Genomic DNA, 20,581 nt, shown 5'->3' on the forward strand with positions numbered 1-20,581 from the left:
ATGGATGAGCGGCTCACGTCGCCCCGGCAGACACGCCTCCCCCCTTACCTTGCCCACGAGGGCAGCATCAGAGAGGGATGATGACCATGACCGGCTGTTTTCACTGTGGTGAACCGGTTCCCACTGGCAGTAGTTTTACCCTCGAGATCAAAGGCATAGTGCAGCCCATGTGCTGCCCTGGTTGCCAGGCCGTGGCACAGACCATTCTCGAATGCGGTCTCGCCAGTTACTACGAACACCGCACCGCACCCGGCAGCAAGGGGGAGCTGGTTCCCGCCGAACTGGCCGCCCTCACCCACTACGATCTCGCCGAGGTGCAGCAGGAGTTCGTCACCGAGGCGGGGACCCTGCGGGAGATCCAGCTCACCGTGGAAGGGTTGACCTGCGCCGCCTGCGCCTGGCTCATCGAACGCCATCTGATGGGATTCCCCGGCCTGCACTATGTCAACGTCAACACCACCACCCACAGGGCGCGCATCAAGTGGGATCCGGTCTGGCTCTCTCTCAGCGACATTCTCAAGGGATTTGCCAAGGTTGGCTATCGCGCCTACCCCTTCCAGACCCACCAGCAGGAGGCGCTTTACGCCCGTGAGGTGCGCAGCTACATGTTCCGCATGGCGCTGGCGGGGCTCGGATCCATGCAGGTGATGATGTGTGCCGTGGCGCTCTACATGGACCTCTTCATCAGCGTGGAAGAGGAGTTCATGATCTATTTCAAGTGGATAAGCCTGCTGCTCTCCACCCCCATCATGATCTACTCGGCCCAGCCCTTTTACGTGGGGGCCTGGAGAAGCCTGAAGCAGGGTCACCTCTCCATGGATGTCTCGGTGTCCCTTGCGCTGATAGGCGCCTTCGTCGCCTCCATCTGGGCCACGGTTTTCAACACCGGCGAGGTCTATTACGACTCCATCACCATGTTCGTCTTCTTCCTGTTGCTGGGGCGCCTGCTCGAGCTGCGGGCCAGGCGCAAGGCGTCGGAGTCCAGCTCCAACCTGGCGCGCCTGGTTCCTATCATGGCCACCCGCATCGATGACGACGGCGAGCACGAGGTGGCTGCCAAGACCCTGCGGACAGGAGACCGGGTCCGGGTACTGGCCGGGGCCACCCTGCCCGCCGACGGCATCATCCTCCAGGGCCAGGCCAGCCTCAACGAAGCCATGCTGACCGGCGAGCAGTTGCCCCTCTTCAAGCAGGCGGGGGATCCCGTCTTTGCCGGCACCATCAACACGGATGCGCCGCTGGAGATCCGGGTCAGCCACGCCATCGAGGAGTCCCGCCTCGCCCAGATCATGCGGCTGCAGGATCATGCGCTAGACGACAAGCCCGCCATCGCCCAGCTCGCAGACGTACTGTCGCGCCACTTCATTCTGGTGCTCTTGCTCATTGCGGCGGCGGTCTGGACCTTCTGGCACTTTCATGAGCCCGAGCGGGCGTTCTGGGTCACCCTGGCGGTGCTGGTAGCGACCTGCCCCTGCGCCCTCTCGCTGGCCACCCCGACCGCGCTCACCTCGGCGACCGCTCACCTCACCCGCAGCGGTATCCTGCTGCGCCGCGGCCACGTGCTGGACGTGCTCACCCGCGCCAACCGCATCGTGATGGACAAGACGGGCACCCTGACCACGGGCAACATCAGCCTGGTGAGCGTCCAGCCATTGGCCGAGCTCGATGACGCCCGCTGCCTTGCCATTGCCCAAGCCCTGGAAGCCTACTCCGAGCACCCCATCGCCCGCGCGTTTCGCAGCCAGCCGGTGGCGGACGGAGTGCTGCTCGCCGCAAGCGACGTCACCCCCGTCATCGGCCACGGCATTCAGGGGCAGATCGAGGGCGCCTCGTACCGGGTAGGCAGTGCCCGCTGGCTGGATCTGTCCGATCAAGAGCACGCCGACATGGCAAGCCCGCGGGAGGTGCCCGGCGATCTCGTCGTCTATCTTGCCGACGACCACAGGCTGCTCGCCCGCTTCACCCTGGCCGACACGGTGCGTGCCGATGCCGGCGCCCTGATCCGGGCTTTCAGGCAAGCCGGCCTGCAGACCACCATGCTGACCGGGGACGGCTCGGCCCAAGCAGACAAACTGGCCCGCGAGCTCGGGGTCGACGAGCTGGTCAAGGGGGTGACCCCGGACGGCAAGCTCGCCTACCTCAAGGCCCGGGAAGCGGCCGGGGATATCAGCATCATGGTGGGTGACGGCATCAACGACGCTCCGGTGCTCGCGGGAGCGCACGCCTCTTTCGCCATGGCGGGGGGCACGGATCTCGCCAAGAACAGCGCCGACGCCATCCTGCTGGCCGACGATCTCTCCCGCCTGCTGGCGGCCCGCGCCCTGGCGCTGCGTACCCGCAAGATCATCAAGGAGAACTTCGCCTGGTCCATCGGCTACAACCTGCTGGTGCTGCCGCTGGCGGCGAGCGGCTGGCTGCCTCCCTACCTGGCGGCAGCGGGGATGTCGCTGAGCTCCCTCATCGTGGTCACCAACTCCATGCGGCTCAACCGATGAACCGCTCAGACGGCGGTGCCTCCCTTTTCTGGCCGCGGGTATCCAGCCCCCGCCGGGTGGTCATGACCGTTTTCATCACAGGGCCCTTGCCATGAACATCATCTTCGTCCTCATCCCCATCGCCATCCTGTTCGTCATCATCGCGGGCGTTGTCTTCTTCTGGGCCATTCGCTCCGAGCAGTTCGAGGATCTCGACAGGCAGGGATCCAACATTCTGTTCGACGAGGAGCAGCCCGCCCAGCAAGAGAAAAAGTCAGACGATCACGGCGAAGATGATGGCAAACAATCTTGATCTCCTGGGGGCCCTGCTGGTGGGACTGGCAGGCTCCGGCCACTGCATCGCCATGTGCGGCGGCGTCTCGGCGGCCCTCTCCATGGCCATACCCGCCGACCGGCAGCATTTCTGGGGACGGCTTTGCTACCTGCTCAATTACAACCTCGGGCGGATCCTGAGCTATGTGCTGGCTGGCGCCCTGGTCGGCGGGCTGCTCGCCACCACCAGCGAGCTGGGGGCAGGCAAGCATGCCCTGGCGGGCCTGCGCGTCATTGCGGCCCTGCTGATGATAGCGCTTGGCCTCTATCTCGCAGGCTGGTGGCAGGGCGTACTGCTGCTGGAGCGTATCGGCGCAAAATTCTGGCCACTCATCAAGCCGCTGGCGGGCAAGTTCATCCCCTTCACCAGTGCCCTGCAGGCCCTGCCGTTTGGCATGGTATGGGGCTGGCTCCCCTGCGGCCTGGTCTACTCCATGCTGACCTGGAGCGCGGCGGCTGGCTCTGCCGGCGGCGGGGCGCTCATCATGCTCTTTTTCGGCCTGGGTACCCTGCCAACCCTGTTTGCCCTGGGGGGGCTTGCCGATCGGCTGCGCTACTGGCTGACCCTGCGCAGCCTGCGTCTTGGGGGCGCCCTGCTGCTCATGGCATACGGACTTCATACCCTCTGGATCGGGCTGGCATCCTTTTGAAGCCCTATCCAAAACGGATGAGTTGGTGGTAAACTTGTTTGATATAAATCAATTATTCATATGAGCCTATGATCCCGGACAAGAAACCTGGCAGACGTATTCAGAGCGGTGGCTGTGCAATTCATTGCCAGGATTGCAGCATCAGCCAGCTCTGCATCCCCTTCACCCTGAACGACACCGAGCTCGATCAGCTGGACAGCATCATCGAGCGCAAGAAGCCGATCCAGAAGGGCGAAGAGTTGTTCAAGGCCGGCGACGAGCTGAAGTCGCTCTACGCCATCCGTTCCGGGACCATCAAGTCATATACCATCACCGAACAGGGTGACGAGCAGATCACCGCCTTCCACCTCGCCGGGGATCTGGTCGGTTTCGATGCCATCCACAAGCAGGCACACCCCTCCTTCGCCCAGGCGCTGGAAACCGCCATGGTGTGCGAGATCCCGTTCGACGTGCTCGACGATCTCTCTGGCAAGATGCCCAAACTGCGCCAGCAGATCATGCGTCTGATGAGCAACGAAATCATGGGGGATCAGGAGATGATCCTGCTGCTCTCCAAGAAAAATGCCGAAGAGCGCCTCGCCGCCTTCCTGCACAACCTGTCGGTACGCTTCTCCGAGCGCGGTTTCTCCGCCAAGGAGTTTCGCCTCTCCATGACCCGGGGCGACATCGGCAACTACCTCGGCCTCACCGTCGAGACCATCAGTCGCCTGCTCGGCCGTTTCCAGAAATCCGGCCTCATCAGCGTCAAGGGCAAGTACATCACCGTATTGGACCACACGGCCCTCGGCATCATGGCCGGTGCCACTCGTCCCCCCTGCGGCTGACCTGCTCTCCGCCCACCTGATTCTCAGCCGGATCTGTTCGCCCTGAAATTTGATCCGGCACACCTTCCCGACGCCCCCCTTGGACTAAGCTGTAATGGCTAAAGAGTTGCCATCATTGGCCTTTTTGCCAAGGAGGAGAACATGGTCAAGTACCGAAACATTCTGGTGGTGATCAACCCGGAAGAGGAGCGCCAGATCGCCCTCGAGCGCGCGGTCAAGGTCGCCGAGCTGGAGCAGGGCGCCCAGCTGACCCTGCTCCTGACGATTTACGACTTTTCGTATGAAATGACTGCCATGCTGTCGGCTGACGAGCGGGAAGAGATGCGCCACGGTGTCATCGCCCAGCGTCGGGAGTGGCTCGACGAGATCCTCCAACCCTACCGAGACAAAGGGGTGGAGTGCGAGGTGAAGGTGCTGTGGCACAACCGCCCCTTCGAGTGCGTCATTCAGGAGGTGCTGGAGCAGCGCCACGATCTGGTGGTCAAGGCGACCCACAAGCACTCCTTCCTGCAAACCTTCATCTTCACCCCGACCGACTGGCACCTGCTTCGCAAGTGCCCCTGCCCTGTCCTGCTGGTGAAGGAGGGTCACTGGCAACGGGGTGGCAGCCTCATCGCCGCCATCAACTGCTCGAGCGATGACAAGGAACAGAAGGTCTTGAACGATCGCATCACCCGCGAGGGGATCGCCATCGCCGAACTGCTCGGCGCCAACCTCTATCTGGTCAACACCTACCCGGGGACCCCGGTCAACGTGGCCATCGAGCTGCCCGAATTCGATCCCAACGCTTACAACGACGCCATTCGCAAGCACCATGAAGATCTGCTGCGGGAACACGCAGATCAGTTCGGTATCAACCACATGTGGACCAAGGTGGCGGAAGGCCTGCCCGAAGAGGTGCTGCCGGACATGGCGGACGAGCTCAAGGCCACCCTGATGATCATGGGTTGCGTCGGTCGTACCGGGCTCTCCGCCGCCCTGCTCGGCAACACGGCGGAACACGTGGTCGACAGGCTCAACTGCGACATCCTCATCCTCAAACCCGACGATTACAGCTGCCCGGTGGATGACAGGCGGCATACTGCATAAGCGTTTCTTGCCCTCCCCCGGGACATGGCTATAATAAGCCGCTTATTTTTGTCCCGGGTTTGAGGCCATGCTAGAAGAGCTTAACGCCAAAGAGAAATACAGTTTCAACAAGCTGCAGAAACGCCTGCGGCGCAACGTGGGCCAGGCCATCGCCGACTTCAACATGATTGAAGAGGGTGACAAGATCATGGTGTGCCTGTCTGGCGGCAAAGACAGCTTTGCCATGCTCGACATCCTGATGAGCCTGAAGGCCAGCGCCCCCATCCATTTCGATCTCGTGGCCGTCAACCTGGATCAGAAACAACCCGGTTTCCCCGAACACGTGCTGCCGGAATACCTGACCTCCCTCGGCATCGACTTCAAGATCGTGGAAGAAGACACCTACTCCATCGTCAAGGAGAAGGTGCCGGAGGGCAAGACCACCTGCGCCCTCTGCTCCCGCCTGCGTCGCGGCATTCTGTATCGTACCGCCCAGGAACTGGGTTGCACCAAGATCGCGCTGGGCCACCACCGTGACGATATCCTCGAGACCCTGTTCCTCAACATGTTCTACGGTGGCAAGCTGAAATCCATGCCGCCCAAGCTGGTGAGCGACGATGGCAAGAACGTGGTGATCCGACCGCTCGCCTACTGCAAGGAGAAGGACCTGGTGCGCTATGCCGAGGTCAAGGCCTTCCCCATCATCCCCTGCAATCTGTGCGGCTCTCAGGAAAACCTGCAGCGCCAGGCCATCAAGCAGATGATGCAGGAGTGGGATCGCCGCTTCCCCGGTCGTCTCGAGACCATGTTCACCGCCATTCAGGACGTGATCCCGAGCCACCTGCTCGATCACCAGCTGTTTGACTTCAAGAGCATCAACCGCGACTCCGGCATCATCGACGGTGGCGACAAGGCATTCGATCCGCCCGAATTGCCCAAGGCCCCGCTGCTGGACATCGACGAGATGGACATGCTGGACGTAATCGAGGTGCGTTGAGCCCCGTCACCCACAAAAAAGGAGCGCCTGGCGCTCCTTTTTTATTCTGCTACATAAGCAATAAACGGCTTGTCGCCCTTACCCCTTGCGCAGCCAGGGGGTCAGACGCAGGACTTCTCCCTGCAGTTGCAACTTGCCACCGGCAAACGCTGCCAGCTGTGCGTTGCTGAGAAGCAGCTGCCCCTCCTGCCAGGAGACGGCCTCCTGACGGGCGCCATCGACCAGGTAGGCCGTCCCTGAAGGCGCCACCAGGGAAAGACGCACTCCTTCCATCTTCGGCAGGAAATACTTGCCGACCATGCCGGCCATCTTGTCGAGCAACTGCTGCATCTGCTGCTGACGCAGGGTGATCTCCGCCAGCGGCATCTCGGGGGTGGCGGGCGCATCGGCCATCACCTGCACCGACATGTCGCAGGCTACGTGCGGCTCGCTGAGCCCGACCACCACGGTCGCCTTGTCGAGGTTGAGATCGTCGTCATTGGGCAGCCGCAGTTCGCTGTCCACCGTGACCTCGGCGGGCACGTCCCTGTCCGGGGTCGATACCCTGGCCGAGGTGAGCAGGCAACGCTGGCCGTTTTGCTGACTGGTCAGGTAAAAGCCCAGCCTGGCGTGACCGAACTCCCCCTTGGCGAACGTCTTCATCTGGCTGTAGAAGGTGCCGTACGCCAGCTCCAGCGACGGCGCCGCCTGCCCCAGCATGGGAGCCAGCAGCAGCGCGGCCGCCACCCCGTATCGATTCTGCATGTGCCATCCTTTTTCATCGCGCAGCATAGTGCGCCGACATTGGCGACAGCCTGACAACCCTGTCCGTCAGGCGTTGAAGTGATCCGGCCCCTGCCCGCCGGCGTTGTCCGCCACCTCGGTCACCTCCACGGCGACCCCGCACAGATCCCGGTAGAGGATCCCCTTGCAGTTGAAGTAGAGGGGTGCCACCCAGATAAGCCCCAGCCCCATGGGGATGAGCGCCAGGAAGAAGAGCGCCAGCATGACCCCGTGCAGCAACACTATGCTGGGCCAGCCGCGGGCAAACAGCTTGAGGGAGACCAGAATGGCCTGGGCCGGCGACAGGCCGCGCTCCAGCACCAGGGGCACGGTGAACACCAGCCCCATGCCCACCAGGGCTGAGGGAATGAAGGCCAGCATCACCGGCAGGCCCACCAGTTCGAACAGGGGGCCGAACAGGCTGGTGATGAGGCTGCCGAGCAGGCTCAGGCTGCCCAGACGCAGGAAGTGGCGGAAGAAGTCGAACACCTGGCCGGGCCGGGCACGGACGCCGACCGACTGTTGCAGCCCCAGCATGTCGAGGGAGGAGGTCATGGGAGACATGATCACCGTAATGAGCAGGCTGAGGATCAGGGCCATGTCCATGTCGCCTCCCTCCTGGGCAACATAGGGGGCCAGCAGGGTGTTGCTCAGCAGGATCCAGATTGCCATGACCCCGACGATAGCCAGCGCCAGACCAAAACCGGTGCGCCGGGTCTGTTGCCACGCCTCTTTCAGCACCCCTGGCAAGTCCAGACGGTATCCCTGGCTGAGGGACTGTTCGAGGGTACCACCGATCCGCATTCTATTACTCAATTGACTATCCAACATTCACTGACGACTGATCCAAGGTGGCACATTATAGCGGTTTGACCGGGCATGCGTAGCCGTTTTTCCTGTTATCTTCCGTTCAGAAAGCCATTGATACCAGCGGCAAAAACCCTTGTTCCCCCTGCTTGGCCCCTGGTGACGACGAGCGTAGGATGACGGCTGGACCCGGCAGACGCCGCGCCTCTCATTCACGGAGTCTTTCCCCTCATCGTTCACACAAGGAGTACGCCATGTCCGAACTGACCCTCTATCTTGCGCCAGGTACCTGCGCCATGGCGGTGCGCATCGCCCTGGTGGAGGCCAGCGCCCCGCACCGAATCCAGCGTCTCGACCTCGCCGCCGGCGAGCAGCGATCCCCCGCCTATCTGGCCATCAACCCCAAGGGCCGGGTGCCGGCGCTGGTGACCGAGCGCGGCGTGCTGACCGAAACGCCGGCGCTGCTGCTCTATGTCGCCCAGCGCTTCCCAGAGGCGCAGCTGGCCCCCCTGGACGATCCCTTCCTGCTGGCCCGCATGCAGGAGGTGCACAGCTTCCTGGCCTCCACCGTCCACGTCGCCCATGCCCACGGGCGCCGGGCCAGCCGCTGGGCCGATGACGAGCAGGCCATCGCCGCCATGCAGGCCAAGATGCCCCGGAACATGCGCGACGGTTTCTCCGAGATAGAGCACCACTACCTGGCCGGCCCCTGGGTGCTGGGGGAGCGCTTCAGCCTGGCCGACATCTATCTGTTCGTGGTCGCAGGCTGGCTGGCGAGCGACGGGGTGGACATCACCGAGTTTCCCAAGGTGGCGGCCCATCATGAGCGCATGCTGGCACGCCCCACCGTGCAGGAGGCGCTCGCCGTCTGATCCTCTCCTGCAGGTATCGCTGTTCCTTCCCGGGGCAGCGGTGCCCATGACCAAACGGGTGCTCTTCTGGCACCCGTTTTACGTTTTCCCAGCGCCTCATTGAGATCGTTTTCACATTTTCTTCATCTGTGCCTAGACCCGTTAACGGTTAGCGCCTATCTTTCGCATCAACGACGCAACCGGTTGCGTAACCGGTTGCCCCGCTCAATATCCGATATGCGGTCACAGACCGCCGAGGTGCTGTATGAAACGAGGCAAGCTGCTCAATGCTCCCCTGAGTGCCCTGGTGGCCCGAATGGGTCACACCGACGAGATCACCGTCTGCGACGCGGGCCTGCCCATCCCGGCCGGCCCCGAGCGCATCGATCTGGCGCTGATGGCGGGCACCCCCAGCCTCACCACTGTGCTGACCGCCCTGCTCACTGACCTGGTGGTGGAGAAGGTGATCATGGCGAGCGAGATCCGGGAGATCAGCCCCGACGCCCACCAGGCTTTGGTGGATCAGATAGAGGCCCACGCCCAGGCACAGGGCAAGCCCATTGCCATCGAATACTGCCTGCACGAGGCGTTCAAGGCCCGCTCCCACCAGAGCAAGGCCATCGTGCGCAGCGGCGAGGTCACCCCCTACGCCAACCTGATCCTCTGCGCCGGCGTGGCGTTCTAAGCCTTGAAGGAATCAGCCATGAGTACAACCCCCTCGCCCATTCTGTCGCTCAGCGGGATCGTCAAGACCTTCCCCGGCGTGCGGGCGCTCGATGAGGCAGGCCTCAAGGTCTACCCGGGCCAGGTGATGGCCCTGCTCGGCGAAAACGGCGCCGGCAAGTCCACCCTGATGAAGGTGCTGACCGGCATCTATCAGGCCGACAGCGGCACCATCAGCTATCGCGGCCAGCCGGTCCACTTCAAGGGACCGCGCGACTCCCAGGATCAGGGGATCAGCATCATCCACCAGGAGCTGAACCTGCTGCCGGAATTGTCGATTGCCGCCAACATCTTCCTCGGCCGCGAGCCGCGCACCCGCTTTGGGAGCATCGACCACAAGCAGCTGCGCGAGCGGGCCAGTGGCCTCCTGGCGCGCCTCGGGGTCAAGCACGGGCCGGACACTCGGCTCGGGGATCTCTCCATCGGCGAGCAGCAGATGGTGGAGATCGCCAAGGCGCTGTCGTTCGATGCCAGCGTCATCATCATGGACGAACCCACCGATGCCCTGACCGACACCGAAACCGAGCAGCTCTTCAAGGTCATCCGCGAGCTGCGCGAGCAGGGCTGCGGCATCGTCTACATCTCCCACCGCCTGAAGGAGATCTTCGAGATCTGCGATCGGGTCACCGTGCTGCGGGACGGCAAGTGGATTGGCGAGCAGGCGGTAAGCGATCTCGACGAAGACAGGATCATCGAGATGATGGTGGGTCGCAGGCTGGAGGAGCAGTACCCGCGCCTGGTGCGCGAGCTCGGCCCGGTCAGCCTGCAGGTAAAAGACCTGGCCGGCCCCGGCGTGCGAGGGGTGAGCTTCTCCCTGCGCCAGGGGGAGATCCTGGGCTTCAGCGGCCTCATGGGCTCAGGGCGCACCGAGCTGATGAAGCTCATCTACGGTGCAAGCCCCATCAGTGCCGGCCAGGTGACCGTGGATGGCCATGCCCTGGCCCCCAAGGGACCGGCCGATGGCCTGGCCGCCGGCATCGCCTACATCTCCGAGGATCGCAAGGGTGACGGCCTGGTGCTGGAGCTCTCGGTGCGGGAGAACATGAGCCTGTGCGCCCTCGGCGAGTTCATCCGCGGCGGCAAGATTGACGGCCAGGCCGAACGCCAGGCGGTGGGCGACTACGTACGCCTGTTCAACATCAAGACCCCGAGTCAGGACCAGCTCATCAAGCTGCTCTCGGGCGGCAACCAGCAGAAGGTGGCCATCGCCAAGGGGCTGCTGACAAGGCCCAAGGTCCTCATCCTGGACGAGCCGACTCGCGGCGTGGACGTGGGCGCCAAGAAGGAGATCTACCAGCTCATCAACCAGTTCAAGAAGGAGGGGATGAGCATCATCCTGGTCTCCTCCGAGATGCCGGAAGTACTCGGCATGAGTGACCGCATCCTGGTGATGCACGAAGGGCGCATCAGCGCAGAGTTCAATACCCGGGACGCCAATCAGGAGAAACTGATGGCGGCCGCCGTCGGTAAACAGTGGCAAGCAGAGCAAGAGGCAGCACAATGACAACCCAAACCCTTCCCCGCCGCGGCATCATGAGCAAGGCCTGGTGGATCGAGAACAAGTCCCTGGTGGCCCTGCTGGTGCTGATCGGCGTGGTCTCCTTCCTGAGTCCGAACTTCTTCACCGCCGACAATCTGCTCAACATCCTGCGCCAGACCTCGGTCAACGCCATCATGGCGGTCGGCATGACGCTGGTCATCCTCACCGCCGGCATCGATCTGTCGGTCGGCTCGGTGCTGGCCCTGTGCGGCGCTCTGGCCGCCAGCATGGTCGCCATGGAGCTGCCCATCATGCTGGTGATCCCTCTCACCCTGGGGGCCGGTGCCCTGCTCGGCGGCGTCAGCGGCCTCATCATCGCCAAGGGCAAGGTGCAGGCCTTCATCGCCACCCTGGTCACCATGACCGCCCTGCGCGGCATCACCATGGTCTACACCGAGGGGCGCCCCATCTCCACCGGCTTCAGTGACGGCGCCGATCACTTCGCCTGGATAGGGACCGGCTACCTGTTCGGCCTGCCGGTGCCCATCTGGCTGATGGCCATCGTCTTCCTGCTCGCCTGGTACCTGCTCAACCACACCCGTCTGGGCCGCTACATCTATGCCCTGGGCGGCAACGAATCGGCCACCCGCCTCTCCGGTATCAATGTGGACCGGGTCAAGCTCGCGGTATATGGTCTGTGCGGTGCCCTCTCCGCCCTGGCCGGCCTCATCGTCACCTCCCGCCTCTCCTCGGCCCAGCCGACCGCGGGCATGGGGTACGAGCTGGATGCCATCGCCGCCGTCGTGCTGGGAGGCACCAGCCTGATGGGGGGCAAGGGCCGCATCATGGGGACGCTGATCGGTGCCCTCATCATCGGCTTCCTCAACAACGCCCTCAACCTGCTCGACGTAAGCTCCTATTACCAGATGATCGCCAAGGCCAGCGTGATTTTGCTCGCCGTGATGATCGATAACAAAAGCAACCGTTAACAAGCCACGCCACACACAAGGAATGAAATGATGAAAAAGCTCAATACCCTGCTCGCCGCCGCCATCATGTCCGTGCTGGGCACCGCCCAGGCCGCCGATCACACCCTGGCGATGGTGGTCTCCACCCTCAACAACCCCTTCTTCGTGACCATGAAGGAGGGGGCCGAAGCCAAGGCCAAGGAGCTGGGCTACGACCTGGTGGTACTGGACTCCCAGAATGACCCGGCCAAGGAGCTCTCCAACGTGGAAGATCTCACCGTGCGCAAGGTAGGCGCCATCCTGATCAACCCGACCGACTCCGAAGCCGTGGGCAACGCCATCCGCCTGGCCAACAAGGCCAGCATCCCGGTGCTGACCCTGGACCGCGGCGCGGCGCAGGGTGAGGTCAAGGCCCACATCGCCTCCGACAACGTGGCCGGTGGCAAGCTGGCTGGCGACTTCATCGCCGAGAAGCTGGGCAGCGGCGCCAAGGTGATCCAGCTCGAAGGGATCGCCGGTACCTCCGCCGCCCGCGACCGCGGCGAAGGCTTCGCCCTGGCGGTCACCGCCAACAAGCTGCAGGTGCTGGCCTCCCAGCCCGCCGACTTTGACCGCACCAAGGGTCTGAACGTCATGGAGAACCTGCTGGCCGCCCATCCGACCGCGCAGGCCGTGTTCGCCCAGAACGACGAGATGGCGCTGGGCGCCATCCGCGCCGTACAGGCCGCCGGCAAAGAAGTGATGATCGTCGGCTTCGACGGCACCGACGATGGCAAGGCTGCCGTGGCCAAGGGTAAACTGGCCGCCACCGTGGCCCAGCAACCGGCCCTGATCGGTGCCATCGGTGTGGAAACCGCCGACAAGGTGCTCAAGGGCCAGGCCGTAGATCAGTCCATCCCGGTCCCGCTGCAAATCGTCAGCAAGTAAGCGCGAGGGGGAGGTTCGCCTCCCCCCTTTCTCCATCAGAGCCTCCCGGCCTGGGCCCACTCAGGCCAGGATGTTCTCAACAAGGGTGATAGGAATGAATCGTCTCGTAGTCCTCGGCAGCGTGAATGCGGATCATGTGCTGCGCGTCCCCCACTTCCCCCGCCCCGGTGAAACCCTGACCGGCCACAGCTATCAGGTCGTGCCAGGCGGCAAGGGTGCCAATCAGGCGGTGGCCGCCGCCCGGTTGGGTGCAGAAGTCTCCTTTATCGCCCGCATCGGTGATGATGCCATCGGCCACCAGATGAAAACCGGGTTTGCCAACGACGGCATCGATGTCAGCGCCGTCGAACTCGACCCCAGGCTCCCCACCGGCATCGCCATCATCTATGTGAGCGACGAGGGGGAGAACAGCATCGGCATCTCCGCCGAAGCCAATGGCGCCCTCTCCCCGGCCGTGGTCAAGGGCCACGAGACCATGATCGCCAACGCCCACACCCTGCTGCTGCAGCTGGAAGTCCCCCTCGAGAGCGTGCAGGAAGCGGCTCGCCTGGCCAGATCCCACGGCACCCGGGTGGTGCTGAACCCGGCCCCCGCCCGGCCCCTGTCGGCCGAGTTGCTGGGGCTGGTGGACCTCATCACGCCCAACCAGACCGAGGCCGAGCTGCTGACCGGCATCAAGGTCACGGACGAAGCCAGCGCCCGGGAAGCGGCCAAACGCTTCCACGAGATGGGGATTACGGACGTGATGATCACCCTGGGCTCCCAGGGCGTCTATTGCAGCAACGGGAAACAGCAACAGCTCATTCCAGGCTTTCGGGTCAAGGCGGTGGACACCACGGCCGCGGGGGATACCTTCAACGGCGCCCTGCTGGCGGCAGAGCTCGCCGGCGCCGACTTCCACGACGCGGTGCGCTTCGCCCACGGCGCGGCGGCGCTCTCGGTAACCCGTTTCGGTGCCCAGAGTTCCATCCCGGGCAAGCAGGAGGTCGATGCCTTCCTCCAGGACCAAGCGGCGCAGGGGCACTGATGGCCAATATCAAGGAGGTGGCGGCGCGGGCGGGGGTCTCCACCACCACCGTCTCCCACGTCATCAACGAGACCCGTTTCGTCGCCGAGGAGACCCGGGAGCGGGTCTTCGCCGCCATGCGTGACCTCAACTATGCCCCGAGCCTGGTGGCCCGCAGCCTCAAGGTGAAGGAGACCCACAGTATCGGCATGCTGGTCACCACTTCCAGCAACCCCTTCTTCGCCGAAGTGGTGCGCGGGGTGGAGCGCTACTGCTTCGAGCAGGGCTACAACCTGATGCTGGGCAACACGGAGGGACAGGTAGAAACCGCCCTCTCCTACCTCAGGATGATGCTCAGAAAACGGGTGGATGGCCTGCTCATCATGTGCAGCGAGGGGCAGCAGGAGATGTTCAACCAGCTCGCCTGGCTCAAGAGCCTGCCGGTGGTGGTAATGGACTGGGGCATGGAGAATGGCGAGGTGGATCTCATCGCCGACAACTCCCACCGCGGCGGCTACCTGGCGACCCGCCACCTGCTGGCGCTGGGTCACACCGCCATCGGCTGCATCACGGGCCCCCAGCGTCGGGCCCCCGCCAACCAGCGCCAGGCAGGCTTCGAGCAGGCGATGCAGGAGGCGGAGCTCAGTGTCAATCCGGCCTGGGTCCAGGAGGGAGACTTCGACTGTGCCAGCGGCGCCGCCGCCATGACGCGTCTGCTGGCACTGCCCGAGCGCCCCACCGCCCTCTTCGTCTGCAATGACATGATGGCCATGGGGGTCATCAGCGCCGCCCATCGCGCCGGGCTCGTCATCCCCCGGGATCTCTCTCTGGTCGGCTATGACAACGTGGCTCTGGCCCAGTACATGTCGCCCGCCCTGACCACGGTCAACCAGCCCAAGGAGGAGCTAGGCCGCCTCGCCGTCACCCGGCTGCTGGCCCGCATCAACGGCGAGCAGATAGACAATCGCCGGATCACCGTGGAGCCGGATCTGGTGATCAGAGACTCCTGCGCTCCCCTTCCCCCGGCCCCCGCAGCCTGATCCACGAACACGAAAAGGGCGGCTCGGGCCGCCCTTTTTCGTCTTATCTGCCCGTCAACGGGGCTCTTGCTGCTTGCGCCTGTCGCCCAGCTCCGCCGCGCCCAGGCGGCTCAGGCGTCGCAGCCCCAGCTGTCTGGCCAGGGGCTGCAGCAGGGCGTCGTGATCCGAGGGGTCCGGCAACCAGTAACGAACCGGCCAGCCCGCCCGCAACAGGGTGGGTACACGGCTGCCGAGCTCGCACAGCGCCAGCACGCAGTCATGCCGGCGCACCGTCTCGAGCAGGGCGGCATCCTCCACCAGGGTGGGCAGGGCCAGGATCAGCGCTCCGGGGGGCAAGGGTGGCAGGGAGGCCAGCACGTGGACCAGTTGCGACGGCTGGTTCAGTTCCAGCAGCAGGGGCTGCCGATGAGCCTCTTCCAGCAGCAGCCTGGCCATCACGGGACCCAGCACGCCGCGCTCCTGCATCCAGCCCACGTCGCACGCCTGCTGTCCTACCTGCCAACGCGCGCTGATGGCCGTCACCATCTCCCCCCGCTCGTCCTTCAGGGTTTCGCACACCGTCTCCAGGGGCGAAGGCGCGGCGCCCCCCAGCCACTCCCGCAACTGGTGCAACTGCCGCTGGTTCATGCTGAGGGCAGCCTTCATCGACGCCTGGTACCAGACCAGGGTCTCATTGTCCCGTTTGGCGTGGTTCAGGGCCAGGATGGCCTGCTCCAGCAACTGCTCGGCATCCGCCTCCTCCTCGGCCCTGGCGACCCCGAAACGGCAGGCGAGATCGAAGCGACTCTCCCGGGTCACGAATTCGAACTGCAACAACGCCACCATGGCCGCCATGCGGGCGTCGAGATCACCGGGTTCGGTGGTCAGCACCACGGCGAACTCGTCCCCTCCCAGCCGGTAGGCGTGACCGGGATAGGCTTGCCGCAACCTGGCAGCAACCGCCTGCAGCAGGCGATCACCGACCTGGTAGCCGAGCAGATCATTGACCTGTTTGAACCGCTTCAGATCGAGCACAGCCAGAGCCTGGACCTTGCCGCGCAGCAGGGAGGGTTTGAGCTGCCCCTGCAGGGCCCGGCGGTTGCCGAGCCGGGTCATGGGGTCCAGCAGGGAGAGGCGGCGATTATGCAGGTTGGTGCGGATCAGGGCAAAGACCAGTATCCCCCCCATGATCAACAGGATGAGCTGCCAGATCTGGATCCAGAACAGGCTCTGGCGCAGCTGGTTGAGCGACGCCTCCCGCTCCTGGCCGGAGAGGATCTGATCCCCTATCAGCTCCACCTGGCGGGTGAGACCGGCAATCCTGGCCAGCGACTGGTCGAGGGCCTTCCCCTCTTGCAGCGCGCCGGCCTGGATCTGGGGGTCCAGCGCCTTGACCTCGGCAAACAGACTGGTCAGTACCTCGCCCAAGCCATGGCGGGAGCGGGCATCCGCCGTCTCCGAGCTGACCAGAAACACATCCAGCCGGTTCCAGAGCAGATCGTAATGCAGGCTCAGGGTCTCCATATCGAGTCCCCCGGCCCGATAGAGGCGCAGATCGTAGAGGAGGCGCTGGGACTCCTGCATCACCTGGCTGATGTTCCAGTGGATATTGCGATAGAACTTGTCGACGAGCTGTTCGTGGCGGCTCTGCAGCAGCAGGCCCCAGACGGATGAGAACAGAAACAGCAGGGAGATGGCTGCAAGCAGCAGGTTGTGGCGCTGTCGACGGCTCACTTGACGACCTCGATGCGGATCGTCTGCCAGACCATGTTGTTGTGGATGGTAGAGACATCCATCTCGGGATGGGCCGAGAGGGGGATCAGCAGCCAGAGGGGGCCCTTGTTGCGCCGGGTGAGCGGCTTGTCATCCTGATAACGCACCAGGGTGAGCGGCACCTTGGCAAACAGGGAGAGATCGACCCGCTGCCGATAGCCGTTGAGCGCCACCACGTCGAGCAGGCTGGCATCGGCGACATGATGCGCCGCCAGCACACTGGCCAGGGTCGGACCGCGGTAGCGGTGAACGCCGACAGTCCAGGGGGTAGCCGTCTCGAACTCGGCCTGGGGCAAGGCGGCCAGCGCCGCCTCATCGAGGAAGATCTCCTGCTTGTCAGGCAGGATCAATCGCAACAGGGGAGAAGCGGCCTCGGTGCCGAACGACATCAGCGCCAGGAGAAGAGAGAGGAACCCGTATTGTCGAATCTTCATGATGGTCTTGCCAGTTGCACCCGAGTCTAAGGGCCAGTGTGGCGACTTCACCGGGTCAATGCAACCGTGCTCACTTTCAATCGTTATGAACCACGCATTTCCATCCAGTTGTGACCATCGATCGGTTTGGGCTGGTGTACACCGCAGCTTTGCAGCAACTCGTCCACGAAGGCCGGTACCAGCAGGGAGGCCGGGCCATAACGCTTCTCGTCGAACTGGCTGCCCACTTCACTGGGTTCCAGATTGAGCTCCACTGTGTGGGCACCGTTCAGCCCCGCCTCATGCACGAAGCCAGCGGCAGGATAGACGGCGCCAGAGGTACCGATGGAGATGAAGAGATCGCACTGGGCCAGAGCCGAGTAGATGCGATCCAGCCCCAGAGGCATCTCGCCGAACCAGACCACGTGGGGGCGCAGCGGCTGGGGCAGCTGGCAGCAGGAGCAGAGCTCGTCCTGGTGAAGATCCCCGCGCCACTCGATCACCTGGCCCGACCCCGGGCAGCGGGCCTTGAGCAGCTCCCCGTGCATGTGGATGAGGTTCTTGCTGCCGGCGCTCTCGTGCAGGTTGTCGATGTTCTGGGTGATCAGGGTCACGCGTCCCGGCAACAGGCGCTCGAGGCGGGCCAGGGCATAGTGGGCAGGATTGGGATGGACCTCGTCCCGCTGCAACTGATGGCGTCTCGCGTTGTAGAAACGCTGCACCAGTTCGGGATCCCGTGCATAGCCCTCCGGGGTGGCCACATCCTCCACCCTGTGCTCCTCCCACAGGCCGTCGCAGGCCCGGAACGTCTTGATACCGGACTCGGCAGAGATGCCGGCACCGGTGAGGATCACGATATGTTTGGCTGACTGCACCATGGTTGTTCTCCTCCAACGGGTAACAGGCTGACCTTAGCACAGGAGCAAGGGACGGCACATTCGCCCTTGGTCTTAGGGCTGGGGAGGAAACCATCCTCGCAGGACGCCCAGATCCAGTCTGGCGAAGACCATCTCCCGCCCCGTCACCAGGGTCAGCGGCAGCCCCAGCCCCTTCAGGAGCGACAGCATGGGGCGGTTCTGGCCGAGCACTTCGGCCGTCCACTCCCGTATCCCCTCCCCGTAAGCCAGCAGGGCCAGCGCCATCAGGATGCGCCGCCCGGCGCCGCGATGCTGGAAATGATCCGCCACTATGCAGGAAAACTCGGCCCTGTCCGGGTGCAGGCGCCGGCGCACGGACTGGGCCATGGCAAGCGGTGCCCCTTGTTCGTCGGTCAGCAGCAACCCTATCTGGGGTTCTCTGGGGTAGTCGAGAAAGAAGGCGAGCTGCTCGGCCGTCGCAGGCTGCTTGGCCCGCATGAAGCGCAGATAGACGCTCTGCTCGCTGAGCGCATCATAGGCTGCCCGGATGGACTCGGGGTCGCTCCCCGCCAGCTCCCGCAGACGGCAGGGCACGCCGCCCACCTCCATCGCCATGGGCAGGGCGGCGCGCGAGGCGGGGGCCGTCCAGCCCGTCAGCCCCCGCACCAGACGCCCCTCGTCGAGGGGCCAGCAGAGGTAGCGCGGCACGGCTTACCAGCGCCCCGCTATGCCGCGATCCTGCCACTGGGTAGGGTCGAGCAGGTTGAAAGGATCGTCGAGATAGAGCGCGATGCCGAGATCCCTGGCGCGCTGGATGAAACGGGCCAGCAGGGAGTCTCCGGCCATGGCCTCGATCTCGGACTGCATATGCTGTCCCAGCAGCAGGGATTGCAGCGGCAACCGCTCCAGCAGATCGAACGGCAGGTGCTGGGCGTTGTCCTGCAGCAGGGCGAGCCTCGCCCCGGCCAGGCTCGCCTGGAGCACCAGGGCGAAGCGATCCGCATGGTTCAGCAGGTTGTCCCGTCGATGGATCACCAGGGTGAGTTCGCTCGCCGGGCGCCCATGCTGCTCCAGCCAGGCCTTGAGCGGTTCCCAGTGGGGAGCCAGGCCACTTAAGCTCAGCCAGACGGGGAGCATGAACGCCCCCGCCTCCGCCAGCAGACCGAGCTCTCCCCTCGCCTCCCCCTGCCAACTGCGGATGGTGCGCCTCAGGCCACCCAGTCTGCGCCGGCGTTGTGGCCCCAGATAGAGCGCCTTGAGCAGGCGCAGCAGATCATCGCTCAGCAAGGGTTTGGCCAGTGCGGCCAGCACGTTGAAGCCCGCATCGTGCAGCAGGCGCCTGGCCCCGTCGATCAGGGTCTGATCATGGGCGGAGAGCAGCACGATGGGCAGGCCGCTGTGGCGATACTGGGGGTGGCTCATCAACAGACTGATGGCATCCTGCTCCGCCAGGCTGAGATCGCAGATAAGCAATCCCACCTCACCCTCTTCCAGCGCCTTGAGGCAACCTTCACCCTCCTGCACCCATGTGCAGGGCAGCCCCAGCGCCTCTATCTCCTGCTGGATGCAGGCTCCCTGGAAGGGGTGATCCTCGAGCAGCAAGACCTGCAACCGGGAGAGCCAGGTCCGCCACTCCTGCTCCCGCGCCTGGAGCTCTTCCAGCCAGGGGTCAGAGAGGCGATAGATACCCGCCCCCGGGGTCAGCAACTGCGGCAGGTAGTCGGCACCGGCATGAGAGGCGGGCTCGAACAGAGCGATGGCTCCGGTGGCAAACAGCCCCTCCCATTGCCAGCCGGCATCGGGACGGGTGCGGTGCAGACTGGCATAGGCCGGCAAGCCGGCGGCCTTGACCGCCTGATAGGAGGCGGCGTCCAGGGCATAGACGCTGACGGGGTGAAACACCGGCTCCTGACTGTCATCAGACTCCAGCAAGGCCAGCAACTCTTCCTCTGTGATGATCATCTCATGCTCTCTTGCCCAGTTGTCGGCAGACCTCTTCCACGGTCAGCCGCAACTCTGCTGCTAGGGGGTGTCCGGGGGCCTCCTGCCAACGGTCGATCACCTGGACCAGCGGGCTGGCCCCCACCATTTTGGCGGCCCCCTTCATCTTGTGTAAAGCCGAATCGAGGGCGGCCTGGTCCCCTTGTGTCACGCACTGCTCGATGTCCGCCAGCTCCTGGCGAAGCGAGGTCAGGTAAAGCGCAATGAGGGGCGGGGTCAACAGGGGCGACAGGGTCATGACCGCGGTCGGCAACGCCTGCACCTTGCCATCACTGCGTCGACCACCGAGGGTACGCAGCAAGGTGGCCAGCTCCTTCAGAAGCACGGGCTTGTCCAACCGCCCCTGACAACCGCACTCCGCCAGCCGCTGCGCCGCCTGCTCGCTGAGATCGGCGGTGATCACATAGACCGGCAGATGTTGCCAGCGCACATCGGCGCGCAGTTGCCTGCACAGCTCGGCGCCGTCCATCACCGGCATCTGCAGATCGGTCAGCACCAGATCCACCGTTTCCGAGCGCAGGATGTCGAGGGCCAGGCGGCCGTTGGCAGCGCTCAGCACCCGTGCCCCCAGCTGACTCAGCTGCATGCTGATCAACACCCGGTTCACCTCGTGATCTTCCACCAGAAGCACCCGCATGCCGGCGCCCG

General features: G+C 64.3%; 21 protein-coding genes. 13 read left to right on the forward strand and 8 right to left on the reverse strand.

Annotated elements, in window-relative coordinates:
* Positions 1–86: 86 nt before the first annotated feature.
* From BN1136_RS12625 to ttcA, 6 genes are all read left to right on the forward strand, one after another.
* Entirely contained in the window at positions 87–2,495 is a 2,409-nt protein-coding gene (locus BN1136_RS12625; protein WP_043760423.1) for a heavy metal translocating P-type ATPase, read from the forward strand.
* Between the two features lie 91 nt (positions 2,496–2,586).
* Complete coding sequence (ccoS, locus tag BN1136_RS12630) at positions 2,587–2,787, forward strand: cbb3-type cytochrome oxidase assembly protein CcoS (RefSeq protein WP_043760412.1); 201 nt, start codon at positions 2,587–2,589, stop codon at positions 2,785–2,787.
* Entirely contained in the window at positions 2,771–3,457 is a 687-nt protein-coding gene (locus BN1136_RS12635) for a sulfite exporter TauE/SafE family protein (RefSeq protein ID WP_043760409.1), read from the forward strand. The genes ccoS and BN1136_RS12635 overlap by 17 nt, the downstream gene beginning before the upstream one ends.
* Before the next feature lie 68 nt (positions 3,458–3,525).
* Positions 3,526–4,281, forward strand: a complete 756-nt coding sequence (locus tag BN1136_RS12640; RefSeq protein ID WP_043760407.1) for an FNR family transcription factor — start codon at positions 3,526–3,528, stop codon at positions 4,279–4,281.
* A gap of 141 nt (positions 4,282–4,422) precedes the next feature.
* Positions 4,423–5,370, forward strand: a complete 948-nt coding sequence (gene uspE / locus BN1136_RS12645; protein ID WP_043760404.1) for a universal stress protein UspE — start codon at positions 4,423–4,425, stop codon at positions 5,368–5,370.
* 67 nt (positions 5,371–5,437) lie between these two features.
* Positions 5,438–6,346, forward strand: a complete 909-nt coding sequence (gene ttcA, locus BN1136_RS12650; RefSeq protein ID WP_043760401.1) for a tRNA 2-thiocytidine(32) synthetase TtcA — start codon at positions 5,438–5,440, stop codon at positions 6,344–6,346.
* A 78-nt stretch (positions 6,347–6,424) separates the two neighbouring features.
* Here ttcA and BN1136_RS12655 read toward each other — a convergent pair whose 3' ends face one another.
* Entirely contained in the window at positions 6,425–7,090 is a 666-nt protein-coding gene (locus BN1136_RS12655; RefSeq protein WP_043760398.1) for a DUF2987 domain-containing protein, read from the reverse strand.
* A 66-nt stretch (positions 7,091–7,156) separates the two neighbouring features.
* Positions 7,157–7,912, reverse strand: coding sequence for a DUF2189 domain-containing protein (locus tag BN1136_RS12660; RefSeq protein ID WP_043760396.1), 756 nt, complete (start codon positions 7,910–7,912; stop codon positions 7,157–7,159).
* Positions 7,913–8,169: 257 nt separating this feature from the next.
* Here BN1136_RS12660 and BN1136_RS12665 point away from each other — a divergent pair, with 257 nt between their 5' ends.
* The 7 genes from BN1136_RS12665 (at position 8,170) to BN1136_RS12695 (ending at position 14,910) form a co-directional block, all read left to right on the forward strand.
* Positions 8,170–8,787, forward strand: coding sequence for a glutathione S-transferase family protein (locus BN1136_RS12665; RefSeq protein ID WP_043760394.1), 618 nt, complete (start codon positions 8,170–8,172; stop codon positions 8,785–8,787).
* 244 nt (positions 8,788–9,031) lie between these two features.
* Positions 9,032–9,451, forward strand: a complete 420-nt coding sequence (rbsD, locus tag BN1136_RS12670) for a D-ribose pyranase (RefSeq protein ID WP_043760392.1) — start codon at positions 9,032–9,034, stop codon at positions 9,449–9,451.
* A gap of 18 nt (positions 9,452–9,469) precedes the next feature.
* Positions 9,470–10,993, forward strand: a complete 1,524-nt coding sequence (gene rbsA, locus BN1136_RS12675) for a ribose ABC transporter ATP-binding protein RbsA (protein ID WP_043760389.1) — start codon at positions 9,470–9,472, stop codon at positions 10,991–10,993.
* The gene (gene rbsC / locus BN1136_RS12680) at positions 10,990–11,958 is read left to right on the forward strand and encodes a ribose ABC transporter permease (protein ID WP_043760387.1); all 969 of its coding nucleotides are present in this window, start codon (positions 10,990–10,992) and stop codon (positions 11,956–11,958) included. The genes rbsA and rbsC overlap by 4 nt, the downstream gene beginning before the upstream one ends.
* A 30-nt stretch (positions 11,959–11,988) precedes the next feature.
* Positions 11,989–12,864 (forward strand): ribose ABC transporter substrate-binding protein RbsB, encoded by an 876-nt coding sequence (gene rbsB / locus BN1136_RS12685; RefSeq protein WP_043760385.1) that lies wholly within the window; start codon positions 11,989–11,991, stop codon positions 12,862–12,864.
* Positions 12,865–12,958: 94 nt separating this feature from the next.
* Entirely contained in the window at positions 12,959–13,891 is a 933-nt protein-coding gene (rbsK, locus tag BN1136_RS12690) for a ribokinase (protein WP_043760384.1), read from the forward strand.
* Positions 13,891–14,910 (forward strand): substrate-binding domain-containing protein, encoded by a 1,020-nt coding sequence (locus tag BN1136_RS12695; protein ID WP_043760382.1) that lies wholly within the window; start codon positions 13,891–13,893, stop codon positions 14,908–14,910. Before rbsK ends, BN1136_RS12695 begins: the two co-directional genes overlap by 1 nt.
* A gap of 54 nt (positions 14,911–14,964) precedes the next feature.
* Here the strand turns inward: BN1136_RS12695 and BN1136_RS12700 are convergent, their stop codons facing one another.
* The 6 genes from BN1136_RS12700 to BN1136_RS12725 all read right to left on the reverse strand — a co-directional run.
* Positions 14,965–16,623, reverse strand: coding sequence for a GGDEF domain-containing protein (locus BN1136_RS12700; RefSeq protein ID WP_043760380.1), 1,659 nt, complete (start codon positions 16,621–16,623; stop codon positions 14,965–14,967).
* Positions 16,620–17,096 carry a putative pterin-binding protein gene (locus BN1136_RS12705; protein WP_081843730.1) on the reverse strand — a complete coding sequence of 159 codons (477 nt, stop codon included), beginning with the start codon at positions 17,094–17,096 and terminating at the stop codon, positions 16,620–16,622. The genes BN1136_RS12700 and BN1136_RS12705 overlap by 4 nt, the downstream gene beginning before the upstream one ends.
* Positions 17,097–17,179: 83 nt before the next feature.
* Positions 17,180–17,953: a Sir2 family NAD+-dependent deacetylase gene (cobB, locus tag BN1136_RS12710; RefSeq protein WP_043760379.1), complete on the reverse strand. Its 774-nt coding sequence runs from the start codon at positions 17,951–17,953 to the stop codon at positions 17,180–17,182.
* 72 nt (positions 17,954–18,025) lie between these two features.
* On the reverse strand, positions 18,026–18,640 hold the full coding sequence (locus BN1136_RS12715; RefSeq protein ID WP_043760375.1) for a GNAT family N-acetyltransferase: 615 nt from the start codon (positions 18,638–18,640) through the stop codon (positions 18,026–18,028).
* Positions 18,641–18,643: 3 nt separating this feature from the next.
* The gene (locus BN1136_RS12720; protein WP_043760374.1) at positions 18,644–19,894 is read right to left on the reverse strand and encodes a response regulator; all 1,251 of its coding nucleotides are present in this window, start codon (positions 19,892–19,894) and stop codon (positions 18,644–18,646) included.
* Position 19,895: 1 nt separating this feature from the next.
* The coding region (locus BN1136_RS12725; protein WP_156135306.1) for an Hpt domain-containing response regulator at positions 19,896–20,581 on the reverse strand (686 nt) is incomplete at its 5' end.

Origin of the sequence: Aeromonas taiwanensis (genome assembly GCF_000820165.1) — a bacterium.
GTDB classification, from domain to species: Bacteria; Pseudomonadota; Gammaproteobacteria; order Enterobacterales; family Aeromonadaceae; genus Aeromonas; species Aeromonas taiwanensis.